This is a genomic window from Streptomyces sp. NPDC031100, from assembly GCF_055570785.1.
Genome location: NZ_JBVIGN010000007.1, coordinates 189,590 through 204,591, shown reverse-complemented (window position 1 = coordinate 204,591; position 15,002 = coordinate 189,590). Strand labels below are relative to the sequence as shown.

Here is a 15,002-nt window from a genome sequence, read left to right as displayed (position 1 = left end):
GTGCGATCCCGTGGGAAGAAGTTGAACGAGTGAATATCTAGGGCGGGTTCGTGTCCTGCCGGGGCGTGCACGGCGACGTGATCGTGTGGGGAAGGTGAACGCGGGGGTGAATCCCACAGGATCGAACGCGGTGGCTTTCCCCCGCCCCTCTCACAGCAGCGAACGTGCCAACGCCACCGCCCCGTTGACGGGCGGCACCCGCAGCCGCTGCGGCCGGGCCCCGGGCAGGGACTCGGCCAGCGCGGCGGCGAAGGCGTCGTAGAGCAGCGGCTGGGCGAGGACGGTGCCGCCCGCGACCACCACGTCGTCCACGGCCACGCCCCGATGGGCGAGCCGGACGACGAGCGCGGCGAGGGAGCGGCCCCCGGCGGCTATCACCTCGCGGGCGAGCCGGGAACCCGCCTCGGCGGCCGCGAAGAGCACCGGGGCATGCCGGCCCCACTCGGCTGAGACGTCCGTGGCGCTCTCCAACGCGGCGCCGAGCGCGGGCACTTCGGGTACACCGAACGCGTCGAGGAGTCCCGCGGCCAGTGCGTCGGGCGCCTCGCCGCGGTCGTGGGCGGCCCAGCAGGCGCGCGCGGCCTCCCGGACGAGCCCGGCGGCGCCGCCCTCGTCGCCGAGGACCGCGCCCCAGCCGCCGGCCTGCACCGGCGTGCCATCGCCCGCGCGGCCCACGGCGACCGAGCCGGTGCCCGCGACCAGGCCGACCCCTTTCTCCAACCCGGCGGCGGGTACGAGGAGTTCGGCATCGCCCACGACCAGTGCGGGCGCGTCCAGGTGGTCGCCCAGGGCGGCCCGGATCGCGGCGCACTGGCGCGGGGTCTCGCAGGCGTGCCCGCCGACGGCGAGGGCGGCCGGTCTGAATCCGGTCCGCAGACCGTCGTCGAGCAGCGCGGCCGGCCAGGCCGCGGCGGCGGCCGGGGCGTGCGGCCGCCAGCCGCTGCTGCTGCGGACGCGGTCGGCGACCCATTCGCCCCCGGCCGGCGCCCGGAGACGGGTCTTGGTGCCGCCCACGTCGATCCCCACCACGAGGGGGTACGAAGGGGGAGTGTCGTGCACAGATCCTCTCTCGGCGTCCTCGGTGACGGCGGGCGGACCGTGCCTGGCTGAACGGCTGTACCGAAGGGTCGGGAAGCCCCGGGACGGGCTTCGGCGGCGGGCCACGGCAGGCGGGTACCGTGAGTTCGTTAGGAAATTAACTAACGAAGTAGAGTGCGTCAAGAGGCACGGACCAGCGGTGCACGCACCACCGATGCCTCCCGCCCACCCATGGCCGCCCGAACCCGGGGGAGAGCATGAACCTGAGCGAGAGCGCCCGCGCGGTGTTCGCCGTCCTGGCCGCGGCCGGCTCCGCCACCCGCCCCAGGCTCGCGGCCGACGCGGGCCTGTCCAAGCCGACGGTGTCCGGCGCCGTGGCCGAGCTGGAGGCCGCGGGGCTCGCCGCACACTCCGGCACGGCCTCCAGCGGCACCGGCCGCACCGCCGCCGTCTACCGGCTCGGGCCGGCCGCCGGGTCCGTGCTGGCCGTGGATCTCGGCCCCTATCACACGCGGGTGCGCGGCTGCGCCCTCGACGGCACCCTGCTCGCCGAAGCCACCACCTCCCGGGCCGAGGCCGCAGACGCCGTACGCACGACCCTGTGCGCGCTGCCCGCCGACGCCCCGCTGCGCACCATCGTCGTCGCCGTCGGCGACGTCACCGCGCCGGACCGGGACGGCACCGGCATGCGCCCCGCGACCGACAAGGCCGGCCCCGCTTTCGACGCCATGGCCGTCGCGCTGCCGCCCGGTGTTCCCGTCCACCTCGAGAACAACGTGAACTGCGCAGCGCTCGCCGAGCTGCACGAGGGCGCCGCCCACGGCCGCCGCACGTTCTGCTATCTGCGGATCGGGGTGGGCATCGGCCTCGGCATCGTCATCGACGGCCGGGTGCTGCGCGGCGCGAACGGCGCCGCCGGTGAACTGGCCCGGCTGCCCTACCCCTGGGACGAGAGCCGCGAGCCGCGCCGCGAGGCCCTGGAGGAGTACGTCGGCGCCCGCTCCCTCCTGACGCGAGCCGCCGCGGCCTGGCGGGACGCCGACGGCCCCTGCCCCACCACCACCGAGCAGCTCTTCGCCCTCGCCGGGGAGGGCCGGGCGACGGCACGCGCCGTCGTCGCGCGTCATGCCGCCGACGTGGGCCGGCTGGCCGCCGCCGTGGCCGCCGTGCTCGACCCGGGGCTGATCGTGCTGGGCGGCAGCACCGGCGCGGACCCGCAGCTCCTGCCCGGTGTGCGGGCGGAACTGGAGCGGCTGAGCTGGCCCACCGAGGTGGTCAGCAGCACGGTCGGGGAGCTCGGCACCGTCACCGGCGCCGCCCGGCTCGCGGTCGCCCGGGGAGTCCGAACCGTGACCGAGGCCGAACGGGCGAAGGATTGACGGCCTCGGACTCGGTCTGCCAATGTCCGGACAAGCGCTTTCTAAGTCGGGCGGGACACCGACTCGGGGTGTGCGTCCCGGCCGTACGCGAGGTACGGCCGCCGTGCGAGGGCGTGCTCGCATGGAAAACGGCCGTCAGGGCCGGGGACCTCACCCGTCGGGGCCGCGCGGCCGGGCGAGGCCGCGTCACCGGAAAAGCGATTCCAACCCCCAGGCACCCGAGCCGAGTTGACCGGCTCCGGGATCCGTCACGCACCTTCAGGGAGGACCCGGTGGGTCACCAGATCTCGCGCAGAACCCTCTTCCGCACCGCGAGCGGGCTGGCCGTCGCCGGCGCGCTCGGCTCCTCGCTCGCCGCCTGTGCGGGCGGCACCGGCGCGGGCAGCGACAGCGGCAAGCTGACCATGACCTGGTGGGGCAGCGACGACCGGCACGCCGCCTACAAGAAGGCCCTCGCGTCCTTCCGGAAGAACAACCCGAAGATCGAGATCGAGACCCGATACCAGGGCTACGACGGCTACTTCGACAAGTTCAACACCCAGGTCGCCGGCGGCAGCGCCCCCGACCTGCTCCAGATGGACACCGCGCTCGTCGCCCAGTACGCCCGCAAGGGCATCCTCGCCCCGCTCGACTCCTACGTCGGCAAGTCCCTGGACCTGACCGGCTTCTCCAGGACGCTCCTCGCCGCCGGCACCGTCGACGGCAAGCTGTACGGCGTCCCGTCCGGCATCGGCGTCAACCAGCTCACCGTCAACCGCTCCGCCTTGGAGAAGCTCGGCCTGAAGCTGCCCGACCGCGAGTGGACCTGGAACGACCTGAAGAAGATCGCCACCGACGTCTACAAGAAGAGCGGCGGCAAGCAGTACGGCGTCGACGACGGCGGCGGCTCCACCCTCCAGTGCTTCGAGATCTTCGCCCGCGAGAAGGGCCAGCAGTTCTTCTCCGACGACGGCACGAAGCTCGGCTTCACCGCCGACACCCTGCAGGAGTGGTGGGAGTTCTGGGCCGGGATGCGGGGGGACCACGCCTCCCCGCCGCCCGCCGTCACCTCGGCCGCGCACAACGACCTCACCAAGAACGCGGTCGTCATCGGCAAGGCCTTGTTCACCTTCGACTCCGGCGTCTACGGCGCCGGCGGCTCGATCACCGACGCCCAGCTGGACTTCCTGCCCACCCCGCAGGGCGACTGGACCGGCGCCCGCGAGGGCAACTTCGTCAACGGCGGCGTGCTGCTGAGCGCCACGAAGTCCAGCAAGCGGGTCGCCGACTCGGTCAAGATCATGGACTTCTTCGCCCAGGACGCCACCGCCATCAAGGACATGCAGCTGCTGCGCGGCATCCCGCCGACCGAGAAGGCCCGTTCGCTGATCTCCGCCGGGCTGACCGAGACCGACAAGCTGAACATGGCGAACGCCGACTACATCGCCCAGCGGGTCTCCAAGGCCACGGGCGCGCTGCCCGCGCCGGTGCCCCCGCCCAAGGGCGCGGACCAGATCTGGGACCTGCTGTTCCAGTCCAACCTGGCGATCGCCTTCGGAAGGAAGTCCGTCAAGGCGCAGCTGAGCGAGTTCTTCGACCAGGCGCAGTCCGCCCTCGCGGGCTGAGGGCCCGCAGCAGCACCGTCAGGCACCGGGAGAGGGCCAGGGAGACGATGAGCATGACCACCGCCAGGACCGACGAGGCCGCGGGGCGGGCGCCGGCCGCCCCGGCGACCCCCGCGGACCAGCGCGAGCGCGAACGGATGCGCCGCCGCGCCGCCAGACGGCGCGGCGGGGGATGGTGGCCGTACCTCTTCCTGGCCCCCTGGTTCGCGGGCCTGTTCGGCCTGACGATCTACCCGATGCTGGACTCGCTGTACCTGTCCTTCACGGACTTCGACCTGCTGTCGCCCGCGCGGTGGGTCGGCACCGAGAACTACACGCACATGGTCACCGACGACCCGGTCTTCTGGGACTCGGTGCACGCGACCCTCCTGTACGTGGTCGTCTCCGTCCCGCTGAAACTCGCGCTCGCGCTCGGCGTGGCGATGCTGCTCGACCGGGACCTGAAGGGCATCGGCCTGTACCGGGCCGCCTTCTATCTGCCCTCGCTGCTGGGCGGAGCCGTGGCCATCGCCATCGTGTGGCGCCAGGTCTTCGGCGGCGACGGCCTGTTCAACGACTTCCTCGGCTGGTTCGGCATCAAGGGCCAGGACTGGATCTCCAGCCCCGACACCGCGCTCTACACGCTCATCCTGCTGGCCGTCTGGCAGTTCGGCACGCCGATGGTCATCTTCCTCGCCGGTCTCAAGCAACTGCCGAAGGACGTGTACGAGGCGGCCGCGATCGACGGCGCCCGGCCCGTCACCCGGTTCTTCCGGATCACCCTTCCGCTGCTCACGCCGATCGTGTTCTTCAACGTGGTCCTGCAGATCATCGACGCGTTCAAGACGTTCACCCCCGCCTTCGTGGTCAGCAACGGCACGGGCGGACCGCTCAATTCGACCATGTTGTACTCCCTGTACCTGTACAAGAAGGGCTTCACCGACCTGCAGATGGGGTACGCCTCGGCGCTGGCCTGGGTGCTGTTCCTGGTCATCGCCGGCTTCACGGCGGTCAACTTCATCGCCAGCCGCTACTGGGTCCACTACGACGACTGAGCGAGGAGCCCACCGCCCATGTCCGCCCTCACCCCGAACGCATCGCCGCTGAACAGGCTCCGCTCGCTCACCGGCCCCCGCCGCATCTTCGTCCACACGCTGCTCATCGGCGTGGCGATCGTCATGCTGTACCCGCTGCTGTGGATGCTCAGCAGCTCGCTCAAGCCCGACACCGAGATCTTCACCCACCCCGGGCTGATCCCGGACAAGCTCCAGCCGGAGAACTACTCCGAGGGCTGGAGCGGCTCCGGCAACTCCTTCTCGCTCTACATCACCAATTCGCTGATCGTCACGATCGGCGCGGTGATCGGGAACGTCATCTCCTGCTCGCTGGCCGCCTACGCCTTCGCGCGCTTCGAGTTCCGCGGCAAGAAGATCTGGTTCGGCCTGATGCTCGGCACGCTGATGCTGCCCACGCAGGCCGTCCTGATCCCGCAGTACACGATCTTCTACAACCTGACGTGGATCAACACGTTCCTGCCGCTGATCGTGCCGAAGTTCCTCGCGGTGGACGCCTTCTTCGTCTTCCTGATGGTCCAGTTCATCCGCTCCATCCCGCGCGAGCTGGACCAGGCGGCCATGATGGACGGCGCCAACCCCCTGCAGATCTACTGGAAGATCATCCTGCCGCTGATGAAGCCGGCCCTGATCACCACCACGATCTTCACCTTCATCTGGACGTACGACGACTTCCTGCACCAGCTCGTCTACCTCCAGCGCAACGACCGCTTCACCGTGCCCCTCGGACTGACCCTGTTCCTGGACCAGACCAGCGGCTCCTCCTACGGCGCTATGTTCGCCATGTCGACACTCGCGCTCGCCCCGACACTCATCTGCTTCCTCGTCTTCCAGAAGAGGCTGGTGGAAGGCATGGCGACCTCCGGCATGAAGGGCTGACCACCCGTGCATCTCCCTCACCAGCGCGGCCCGCTGCACGATCTCCCGGACACCGAGCAGGCGTACGACGCCGTCCTCGCCGACGTCACCGAGCAGGCCCTGGCCCGCCTCACGTCCGAGGGCAGCCTGGAACACCCCGACGCCGGCGACGACATCGGCGACACCTCCCTCGGCATCACCTCCCTGCTCGCCCTCGCCTGGCAGCGCGGCAGGGACCCCCGGCTGCCGGAGGCGGTGCGCCGCAGCCTCGCGTTCCACCTGCGCGAGCGCGTCCACACCGGGGACAACCCCGGCTACCCGAACCTCCGCACCACCGACTCCGGCCTGCCGTACGCCCGTTACGTGCTGGAGACGGGCGCCCACCCCATCGGCGACTGGCCGAGCACGGTATGGGCACTGCTGCAGGCGGTCAACGTCCTCGACGCGGCCGACGGCCTCCTGGACGATGCCCAGCGCACCGCGCTCACCGAACTGGCCCACGGCTACTGGCAGTGGCTGACCGAGGCGACCTTCTTCAACCCGCAGGAGGCGGGCAACCAGGCCATCGGCTGCGTGGTCGGCGGTCTGATGCTGGCCCGCCATCTCCCCGACGGCGAGGGCCAGTTGGTCCGCTCCCATGCGCTCGCCCTGTACCTCGAGGAGATCCGCGCCCACCGGGTCCGCGACCGGGGCGCCCTGCTGCCGCCCGAGCACGGCGGCGCGTACGACAACAACTACGGCCCGATCTCCCTGTCCTTCCTCGCCCAGGCCCACCGGGTCAGCGGCCAGGAGGTGTTCGCCGCGGACGGCGACGCGCTCGCCCGGTACATCGACGCCCGCCTGACGAGCGGCGGCTTCGACATCGGCGGCCCCCGCTACAGCGAACAGCACTCCGGGTTCGAGTCCGTCCTGGGCCTGCGCTACTTCAGTGCCCGCATCGGCGCCGACCTCGGCCGCTACCGCGGCGACACCCGCTGGGGCCGGCATGCGGTCCAGCGGGACGGCCGGATCGACGGGCACTTCGCGTTCATGGTGGTCTGGCAGATCCAGGACACCACCCGCTGGTACCGCACCCCGTCGCAAGTCCCCGCCCGCCACCAGCTGCGCTCCGGCACGGTCTCGGTCGCCTTCGACAGCCGCATGACCCCGTCGCTGATCGAGGCGGCGGGCACCTACTACCTGCCGGCGGCCGTACGCCGCCAGCACGGGTTCGGACCGGTGGCGGACGGATTCCTGCTGTGCCGTCCCATGGGCCGGGTGCGCGTCCGGGACGTCCGCACCGACGGGCTCGCCGCGAAGCTGGTCACCAAGCCGGTCGTCGGCCGCGACCACGTGCTGCGCCATGTGCGGTCGTTGTACGTCACCGACGGCACGCGCCTGTGGGTGACGGTCGCCGTGGAGCGGCTCGACGGGGCGCCCTACCTGCTGTCCGGGCTGCCGTACGCCGCCGACGACGGCGACCGGGTGTGCCGCGTCGCCGAGGGCGAGGCCGTCTCCGCGGGCGAACTGCGCCTCACCCATCCCGCCGACACGGGCCCGGACCACTTCGACGCCCGCGCCGAACTCACCCAGGAACAGGCGGCGTTCGCGCTCGCGGCCGACCCGCGCGGCTACGGCAATCCCGACGAGGGCTGGCGCCACCTGGTCAGCTCCACCGCGCTCGAGGCCGACCCGGCGCCGGGCGCCCCCGAGGGGCTGCACGTGTTCGCCGTACGGTACGGGCCGGGCGGGTCCTTCGCGCCCGTCTTCGAGAGCGGTGGGCAGGGGCTGACGGTGCGCACCGAGGCGTTCACCGCCGTGCTCGGGGATCCGGCGGGCGATGCCGCGGGCGAACCCGCTCTCACGCTGAGCGTCTGAGCGAGGGCAGCGCGCCGGGCGGTACCACCAGGTCCGCCCGGCCCCGCGTCGTGGCGATCAGGCCGGCGTTGCGCTGGTCCGTCCCCCGCACCCAGGCCACGGCCGCGCCGTGGTCCTTGCCGAACTCCACGTGCCGCGCCACAAGGCGCCGGATCCGCTCCGTCTCGTCGATCTCGCAGAACCACACCTCGTCCAGGCACGGCCGCACCCGCGCCCACGAACCGTCGAGCAACAGGTAGTTGCCCTCGGTCACCACCAGCCGCGCCGTCGGCGGCACCGGGATCGCCCCCGCGAGCGGCTGTTCCAGCACCCGCTCGAAGCCGGGCGCGTACACCACCTCGTCGGTGTCCTCGCGCAGCCGCCGCAGCAGGGCCGCGTACCCGGCCGGGTCGAAGGTGTCCGGCGCGCCCTTGCGGTCCCGGCGGCCCAGCCGGTCCAGTTCGACGTCGGCGAGATGGAAGCCGTCCATCGGGACGTGGGCCACCCAGGGCGGCCCGTCGGCGTTCAGGGCGGCGACGAGGTGCTCGGCCAGCGTCGTCTTGCCCGCGCCCGGGCCGCCCGCGATCCCGAGCAGGGCGCGCCGCCCGCCCCCGATCAGGGCGCGGGCTCGGGCGAGGAGGTCGTCGAAGGTCAGCGGCACACGACAGAGTCTGTCACCAGGGACCCGGCGGCGGGATCCGGGCCGCAAGGTTCGAAAGTATGGCTCATGTGGCGCCCGCCACCCACTGACACCGCGCCCCATGGGGAACAGTGCTGGGTATGACTCAGCTCGGTCTGCCCGACACCATCCAGGCGTGTCTCTTCGACCTCGACGGGGTCGTCACCAAGACGGCCGTCGTGCACGCGGCCGCCTGGAAGGAGACGTTCGACGCGTTCCTGCGCGAGTACGAGGGCCCGCAGGCGCGGCCGTTCGACGAGATCGCCGACTACGACGAGTACGTCGACGGACGCCCGCGCGCCGACGGGGTCCGTTCCTTCCTCGCCTCGCGCGGCATCCACCTGCCCGAGGGCGCCCCCGACGACCCGCCGGACGCCCGGACCGTACACGGCCTGGGCAACCGTAAGAACAACCTGCTGCTGGAGCGGATCCGCACCGGCGGTGTGGAGGCCTACGAGGGCACCCTGCGCTATCTGGAGGCCGTGCGCGCCGAGGGGCTGCGCACCGCGATCGTCTCCTCCAGCGCCAACTGCCGGGACGTGCTGCGGGCCGTCGGCGCCGAGCACTTCTTCGACGTCCGCATCGACGGCGTCGTCGCCGCCGAGCGGAACCTGCCGGGCAAGCCGCACCCCGACACGTTCCTGGCCGCGGCCCGGGAGCTGGGCGTCGAGCCGGAGCGGGCGGCCGTCTTCGAGGACGCGCTGGCCGGCATGGACGCGGGCCGTGCGGGCGGCTTCGGATACGTCGTCGGCGTCGACCGGGTCGGGCAGACCGACGCGCTGTACGCACACGGCGCGAGCATCGTCGTCAAGGACCTCGCCGAGCTGGGAGGCAAGCGGTGATCACCCACCGGTCGTACACGGTCGAGCCGTGGGCCGTGCGCGAGACGGACCTGAACCTCGACGTCCTCGCCCAGAGCGAGTCGGTGTTCGCGCTGTCCAACGGCCATGTCGGCTGGCGCGGCAACCTGGACGAGGGCGAACCGCACGGCCTGCCCGGCAGCTACCTCAACGGCGTCCACGAGGTCCACCCGCTGCCGTACGCGGAGGCCGGCTACGGCTACCCGGAGTCCGGGCAGACGGTCATCAACGTCACCAACGGCAAGATCCTCAGGCTCCTGGTGGACGACGAGCCGTTCGACCTGCGCTACGGCCGGCTCGTCGCCCACGAGCGCGTCCTGGACCTGCGCCGCGGTGTACTGGAGCGGACCTGCGAGTGGACCTCCCCGGCCGGGTCCACGGTCCGGGTGCGCTCCATCCGGCTGGTGTCGCTGACCCAGCGGGCGGTGGCCGCGGTGGCGTACGAGGTGGAGGCCGTCGGCAGCCGCAGCCGGGTGGTGATCCAGTCGGAGCTGGTCGCCAACGAGCAGCTGCCCGGGTCGAACGGCGACCCGCGTGCGGCGATGGCGCTGCAGTCGCCGCTGGAGCAGGAGGACGACTTCGCCTCCGGGAACCGGCTGCGGCTGGTGCACCGCACCCGGCGCAGCGGCCTGCGGGTCGCCGTGGCCGCCGACCACGTGGTCACCGGACCCGAGCGCACCACGGCCCGCAGCGAGAGCGGCACCGACGTGGCCCGCCTCACCGTCACCTCCGTCCTGGAGCCGGGCCAGAGGCTGCGGGTGGAGAAGCTGGTCGCCCACGGCTGGTCCGGCACCCGCTCGCTGCCCGCGATGGCCGACCAGGTGGACGCTGCCCTCGCGGCCGCCGCGCACGACGGCTGGCAGGGCCTGCTGGACGAGCAGCGGGCCCATCTGGACGACTTCTGGGCCCGCGCGGACGTCGAGGTCGACGGCGACGAGGAGATCCAGCAGGCCGTACGGTTCGCCCTCTTCCACGTCCTGCAGGCCGGGGTCCGCGCCGAGCAGCGGGCGATACCCGCCAAGGGCCTGACCGGCTCCGGGTACGACGGGCACGCCTTCTGGGACACCGAGATGTTCGTGCTGCCCGTCCTCACCCACACCGCCCCCGAGGCCGTCGCCGAGGCCCTGCGCTGGCGGTACAACACGCTGGACGAGGCACGCGAGCGCGCGACCCAGCTGGGGCTCGGCGGAGCCGCCTTTCCCTGGCGGACCATCCAGGGCGCGGAGGGCTCGGCGTACTGGCCGGCCGGCACCGCGGCCTTCCACGTGAACGCCGACATAGCCGACGCGGTCGTCCGCTACGTGGAGGCCACCGGCGACGCCGCCTTCGAGCGGGAGGCGGGCATCGAGCTGCTGGTGGAGACCGCCCGCCTGTGGCGCTCGCTCGGCCACCACGACCACCACGGCGTCTTCCACATCGACGGCGTCACCGGCCCCGACGAGTACAGCGCGATCGCCGACGACAACACCTACACCAACCTGATGGCCCGCCAGAACCTGCTCGCCGCCGCCGACGCCGTCGAACGGCACCCGCGCCACGCGGAGCGGCTCGGCGTGGACGCGGAGGAGAGCGCGGCCTGGCGGGACGCCGCCGAGGCCGTGCACATCCCGTACAACGACGAGCTCGGCGTGCACGAGCAGCACGCCGGATTCACCCGCTACCAGCGCTGGGACTTCGCCGGCACCAGCCCCGGCCAGTACCCGCTGCTGCTGAACTTCCCCTACTTCGACCTGTACCGCAAACAGGTCGTCAAGCAGGCCGACCTGGTGCTCGCCATGTACACGTGCGGCGCCCACTTCGACGACGAGCAGGTCGCCCGGAACTTCGCCTACTACGAGCCGCTGACCGTGCGCGACTCCTCCCTGTCCGCCTGCTGCCAGGCCGTCGTCGCCGCCCAGGCGGGCCATCTCGCCCTCGCCTACGCCTACACGGCCGAGGCGGCCCTGATGGACCTGCAGGACCTGGAGCACAACACCCGGGACGGGCTGCACATCGCCTCGCTGGCCGGGACCTGGATGGCGCTGGTGGCCGGCTTCGGCGGCCTGCGACGCGACGGCGAGGGGCTGCGCTTCGCCCCGCGCCTGCCGGAGCGGCTGCGCCGCCTGGCCTTCAGCCTCCAGTTCCGCGGCCGCCGCCTCAGGGTGGAGATCGGCGCGGACAAGGCGACGTACACGCTGCTGGCCGGGCCGCCGCTCACGCTGCACCACCACGGGGAGGCGCTGCGGGTGAGCACCGACGAGCCCGCCGTCCGCTCCGTGCCGCCGGTCGTCCCGCGCCCGGCTCCCGAGCAGCCCGTGCACCGCGCGCCGAACAGCGGCTGAGCGTCAGAGCCTGTGTCATATCCCCGGCCGGGCGCGCGACGCCTGGCACGCACTCCCCCACTGCCTTAAGGGCGTGGGGGGACCCCCAGCCGCGTTGCCGAACCACCCACGTGGCTCCTCCCCCACGCTCGGCTTCGCTCGCGCGGGGGCACCCCCATCGAGGGCGCTTCGACGCCTTGCGATCGCACGCACCAGACGCCGCGCGCTGATCCGACCGGAGATATGACACAGGCTCTCAGGCCAGCACCCCGGACAGCAGACCGAGCAGGTCGCCCGTCGCATCCGCGGCGAGCAGGGCCGGCAGGGCGCCCAGGGCGAGGACGGCCACCGCGACGGACCACAGGCGCGGGGGCGGGCTCGTCTGGAGCGCCGCGATCCGGCGGGTGACCGCACGGTCGGCGAAGTGCAGGGTGCACACCGGGCGAGCCCGGCCGGCGGTGAGCGCGGCCCGGGCCAGGGCGCGGGCGGTGGCCCGCCGGTCTCCGACGGCGGCCGCCGCCTGCTCGTCCGCCCAGCGTTCCACCAGGAAGACGACGGCCGAACGGACCGGTGTGAGCAGCGGGTTGGCCGCAGCGGCGAGCGTGGCCGCCGTCACCAGCAGCCCGTGCCGGTGCGCCAGGTGCGCGCGCTCGTGGGCGAGCAGCACCCGCCGCTCCTCCGCGCGCAGCGCGCTCAGCATCGCGGAGGTCACGAGGATCCGGCCCGGCCGGCCGGGGATCGCGAACGCCTGCGGCACCTCGGAGGCTGCGACGATCAACTCCGTGTCCGCAGGCTGCCCCGCGCACAGTCGTTTCAGCGCCCGCCGGGTGCAGCGCTCGGCGCGCACCGCCCGGTGCACCCGCCACACGACGACGGCCAGCGCCACGGCGGCGGCGACGCCGATCGCCTCCGGCACCGGATCCACCAGCCGGCGCCCGTCCTCGCGGGCCTCCCGGACCACCGGCGGCGCGTCCCCGAGCAGCGCGGCCGTCAACAGCACCAGCGACCAGGTCGTGGCGGCAGCGGTCAGCACGGCCGCCGACATCAGCACGCGGGCGGCCAGCGCCGGGGCCACCCGGCCGCCGATCACCGGGGCGACGACGGACAGCAGCAGCGACAGCAGCAGCGGGGTGTACACGTCGAACCTCATGCGCCGCCTCCGGCGAGCAACTCGCGCAGGGCCCGCTCCTCCTCGGGGCTGAGGCCGGTCACGAACTGCTGGAGTGCGGCGATCGGGTCGGGGCCGCGGTCCAGGGCCTCGTGCATGGCCTCGGCGGTCAGCTCCGCCGCGTTCTTCGCCGGACGGTACGCGCCGCGCCGTCCGTCGGCGTCCCGCAGCACCAGCCCTTTGTCGTACAGGCGTTTGAGGATGGTGTGCACGGTGTTGTAGGCGAGCCCGCCGCCGATCTCGGCCTGGATCTCCGCCGGGGTCAGCGGCCGCTCCGTGGCCCAGAGGGCCGCCAGCACCTCGCTCTCCAGCTCCCCGGCGCTGCGCCGCTCCGCCCTGCCGCGGGACCCTGTGCCAGCCATGCCCCAACCTTACAGCGCGTAGGGCCGTGGGCCGGATGGCCCTGTCTGCCCGGCACGGAGCGGTGAACTGCGCTAGTTTGTCCGTGTTTTGCCCGACTCTCGACCTCGGTCCTACAGGCTGTAGGGTGACGAGCAGCCCTACAAGCTGTAGGGGAAGAGGGGTGGTCATGGTCGGCAACGCGCACGCCACCGCCGGCGCAGCCCGGCACGCGCACACGCGCCGCGCGCCCGTCGGCACCGGGCGGACCCGCGCCATCTGGCCGCTCGCGGCCGTCGCGGCCGCCTTCACCCTGGCCCAACTGCTCCTGGTCCGGCCCGGCATGGGCCTCGGCTGGGACGAGACCGTGTACGTCAGCCAGGTCAGCGGACACGCACCCGCGGCCTTCTTCAGCGCACCCCGCGCCCGGGGCGTCTCCCTGCTCGTCGCACCCGTCGCCGCCTGGTCCTCGTCGACGGCGCTGCTGCGGGTCTACCTCGCCCTGCTCTCCGGCCTCGCCCTCTTCCTGGCCCTGCGCGCCTGGCGCGGCCTGTTCCCCGTCCGCGTACTCGCACTCGCCGGAGCCCTGTTCGCCTCCCTGTGGGTGACCCTGTTCTACGGCCCCCAGGCCATGCCCAACTACTGGGTGGCCGTGGGCGCCCTGGCCGCCGTGGCCTGCTTCCTGCGCGCCCGCGCCGACCGCTCGGACCGGGCCGCGCTGTGGGGCCTGGCAGCGAGCGCGGCCCTCATGGCGTGGATGCGGCCCATGGACGCCGTATGGGCCGCCCTGCCGTTCCTCGCCCTCGGCCTGCTGCGCCGCCACTGGCGCGCCCTGCTCGTCCTCCTCGCCGGGCTCGCCGGCGGAGCCGCCGAGTGGGTGATCGAGGCGTACGTCAGTTTCGGCGGCCTCGCGCGCCGTCTGGCGGACGGCTCGGCGATCCAGGGCGGGCTCGGCCTGCACTTCGCCGTCGTGGACCAGCTGCGCAGCCTCGGCGGACGGGCGCTGTGCCGGCCGTGCACCGGAGCGCTGCCCCATCCGCTGCTCACCGTCTGGTGGTTCGCGCTGCCGCTGCTCGCCGGGCTCGGCCTGGCGGTCGCGGTCCGGGCCCGGCGCACCGTGCCCACGCTGCTCCCGCTCGCCTGCGCCGCGACGGCCGCCTTCCCCTACCTCTTCATGATCGGCTACGCGGCGCCCCGCTTCCTGCTCCCCGCCTACGCCCTGGCGGCGATCCCCGTGGCCGACGCGCTCGTCCACCTGGTGACCGCGCCGGGCCGCGCCCGGCGCGTGGCCGTGACGCTGGTGGCGCTCGGACTCGCCACCCATCTGGCCGTGCAGTCGGCGATCCTGGTGCACGTCGCGCACCGCACCACCGCCGACCGTCGCGGCTGGTCCCGCACCGCCGCCACCCTGCACCGGCTCGGCGTCCGCCCGCCCTGCCTGCTCACCGGGAACGACGCCATCCCGGTGGCGTTCTACGCCGGCTGTTCCTCGGCGGCGACGAGCGGGCACAACGCCAACAGCACGGCCCAGGCCATCGCCCGCACCGCGCGCCACACCCCGGTGGCCACCCTGGTGCCCGCGGGATCCCGGCCGCCCGGGTACGCCCGCACCTGGCCGTCCGTGCCGCTCGACGGGCTGCGCCTCTACTACGCCGTGCCGGAGGCCGGTTCATGACCTGGGGCCGTGACAGACGCGGGGGAGGCGGTCGATGACCCAGCACGCCGTACGGGAGGCTTCCCGTGATGCCTCGCCCCCGGCCGCCCGGGTACGCCCGCAGCCGGCCGTCCGTGCTGCTCGACGGGCTGCGCCTCTACTACGCCGTGCCGGAGGCCGGTTCATGACCTGGGGCCGTGACAGACGCGGGGGAGGCGGTCGATGACCCAGCACG

The 15,002-nt window shown here is 73.1% G+C and carries 12 protein-coding genes; 8 read left to right on the top strand and 4 right to left on the bottom strand.

Features of this window, described 5'->3' with window-relative positions:
- Positions 1–150 precede the first annotated feature (150 nt).
- Entirely contained in the window at positions 151–1,026 is an 876-nt protein-coding gene (locus ACZ5DS_RS21260) for an N-acetylglucosamine kinase (protein ID WP_468240754.1), read from the bottom strand.
- 269 nt (positions 1,027–1,295) lie between these two features.
- On the opposite strand from ACZ5DS_RS21260, the gene ACZ5DS_RS21255 reads away from it, so the two are divergent.
- The 5 genes from ACZ5DS_RS21255 (at position 1,296) to ACZ5DS_RS21235 (ending at position 7,788) form a co-directional block, all read left to right on the top strand.
- Positions 1,296–2,417: an ROK family protein gene (locus ACZ5DS_RS21255; RefSeq protein ID WP_468240752.1), complete on the top strand. Its 1,122-nt coding sequence runs from the start codon at positions 1,296–1,298 to the stop codon at positions 2,415–2,417.
- A gap of 272 nt (positions 2,418–2,689) precedes the next feature.
- The gene (locus ACZ5DS_RS21250) at positions 2,690–4,021 is read left to right on the top strand and encodes an ABC transporter substrate-binding protein (RefSeq protein WP_468240749.1); all 1,332 of its coding nucleotides are present in this window, start codon (positions 2,690–2,692) and stop codon (positions 4,019–4,021) included.
- A 53-nt stretch (positions 4,022–4,074) separates the two neighbouring features.
- Entirely contained in the window at positions 4,075–5,055 is a 981-nt protein-coding gene (locus ACZ5DS_RS21245; RefSeq protein WP_468240746.1) for a carbohydrate ABC transporter permease, read from the top strand.
- A gap of 18 nt (positions 5,056–5,073) precedes the next feature.
- On the top strand, positions 5,074–5,952 hold the full coding sequence (locus ACZ5DS_RS21240; RefSeq protein ID WP_468240743.1) for a carbohydrate ABC transporter permease: 879 nt from the start codon (positions 5,074–5,076) through the stop codon (positions 5,950–5,952).
- A 6-nt stretch (positions 5,953–5,958) separates the two neighbouring features.
- Entirely contained in the window at positions 5,959–7,788 is a 1,830-nt protein-coding gene (locus tag ACZ5DS_RS21235) for a hypothetical protein (RefSeq protein WP_468240740.1), read from the top strand.
- Here the strand turns inward: ACZ5DS_RS21235 and ACZ5DS_RS21230 are convergent.
- Complete coding sequence (locus tag ACZ5DS_RS21230) at positions 7,772–8,428, bottom strand: nucleoside/nucleotide kinase family protein (RefSeq protein ID WP_468240738.1); 657 nt, start codon at positions 8,426–8,428, stop codon at positions 7,772–7,774. The genes ACZ5DS_RS21235 and ACZ5DS_RS21230 overlap by 17 nt on opposite strands.
- A 119-nt stretch (positions 8,429–8,547) precedes the next feature.
- Here ACZ5DS_RS21230 and ACZ5DS_RS21225 point away from each other — a divergent pair, with 119 nt between their 5' ends.
- Positions 8,548–9,288, top strand: a complete 741-nt coding sequence (locus ACZ5DS_RS21225; RefSeq protein WP_468240735.1) for an HAD family hydrolase — start codon at positions 8,548–8,550, stop codon at positions 9,286–9,288.
- On the top strand, positions 9,285–11,627 hold the full coding sequence (locus tag ACZ5DS_RS21220; protein WP_468240732.1) for a glycoside hydrolase family 65 protein: 2,343 nt from the start codon (positions 9,285–9,287) through the stop codon (positions 11,625–11,627). Before ACZ5DS_RS21225 ends, ACZ5DS_RS21220 begins: the two co-directional genes overlap by 4 nt.
- A 235-nt stretch (positions 11,628–11,862) precedes the next feature.
- Here ACZ5DS_RS21220 and ACZ5DS_RS21215 read toward each other — a convergent pair whose 3' ends face one another.
- Both ACZ5DS_RS21215 and ACZ5DS_RS21210 read right to left on the bottom strand, forming a co-directional pair.
- Positions 11,863–12,756 carry a M48 family metalloprotease gene (locus ACZ5DS_RS21215; protein ID WP_468240729.1) on the bottom strand — a complete coding sequence of 298 codons (894 nt, stop codon included), beginning with the start codon at positions 12,754–12,756 and terminating at the stop codon, positions 11,863–11,865.
- A complete protein-coding gene (locus ACZ5DS_RS21210; protein ID WP_404064600.1) occupies positions 12,753–13,136 on the bottom strand; it encodes a BlaI/MecI/CopY family transcriptional regulator in 384 nt (127 codons plus the stop codon). The genes ACZ5DS_RS21215 and ACZ5DS_RS21210 overlap by 4 nt, the downstream gene beginning before the upstream one ends.
- Positions 13,137–13,303: 167 nt before the next feature.
- Here ACZ5DS_RS21210 and ACZ5DS_RS21205 point away from each other — a divergent pair, with 167 nt between their 5' ends.
- Positions 13,304–14,788: a hypothetical protein gene (locus ACZ5DS_RS21205; RefSeq protein ID WP_468240726.1), complete on the top strand. Its 1,485-nt coding sequence runs from the start codon at positions 13,304–13,306 to the stop codon at positions 14,786–14,788.
- Positions 14,789–15,002: the final 214 nt, after the last annotated feature.

Bases quoted from the DNA above. Each gene is read 5' to 3' on its own strand.
- ACZ5DS_RS21245 (WP_468240746.1), top strand. From the start codon at position 4,075: ATGACCACCGCCAGGACCGACGAGGCCGCGGGGCGGGCGCCGGCCGCC.
- ACZ5DS_RS21210 (WP_404064600.1), bottom strand. From the start codon at position 13,136: ATGGCTGGCACAGGGTCCCGCGGCAGGGCGGAGCGGCGCAGCGCCGGG.
- ACZ5DS_RS21205 (WP_468240726.1), top strand. From the start codon at position 13,304: ATGGTCGGCAACGCGCACGCCACCGCCGGCGCAGCCCGGCACGCGCAC.
- ACZ5DS_RS21240 (WP_468240743.1), top strand. From the start codon at position 5,074: ATGTCCGCCCTCACCCCGAACGCATCGCCGCTGAACAGGCTCCGCTCG.
- ACZ5DS_RS21255 (WP_468240752.1), top strand. From the start codon at position 1,296: ATGAACCTGAGCGAGAGCGCCCGCGCGGTGTTCGCCGTCCTGGCCGCG.
- ACZ5DS_RS21225 (WP_468240735.1), top strand. From the start codon at position 8,548: ATGACTCAGCTCGGTCTGCCCGACACCATCCAGGCGTGTCTCTTCGAC.
- ACZ5DS_RS21215 (WP_468240729.1), bottom strand. From the start codon at position 12,756: ATGAGGTTCGACGTGTACACCCCGCTGCTGCTGTCGCTGCTGCTGTCC.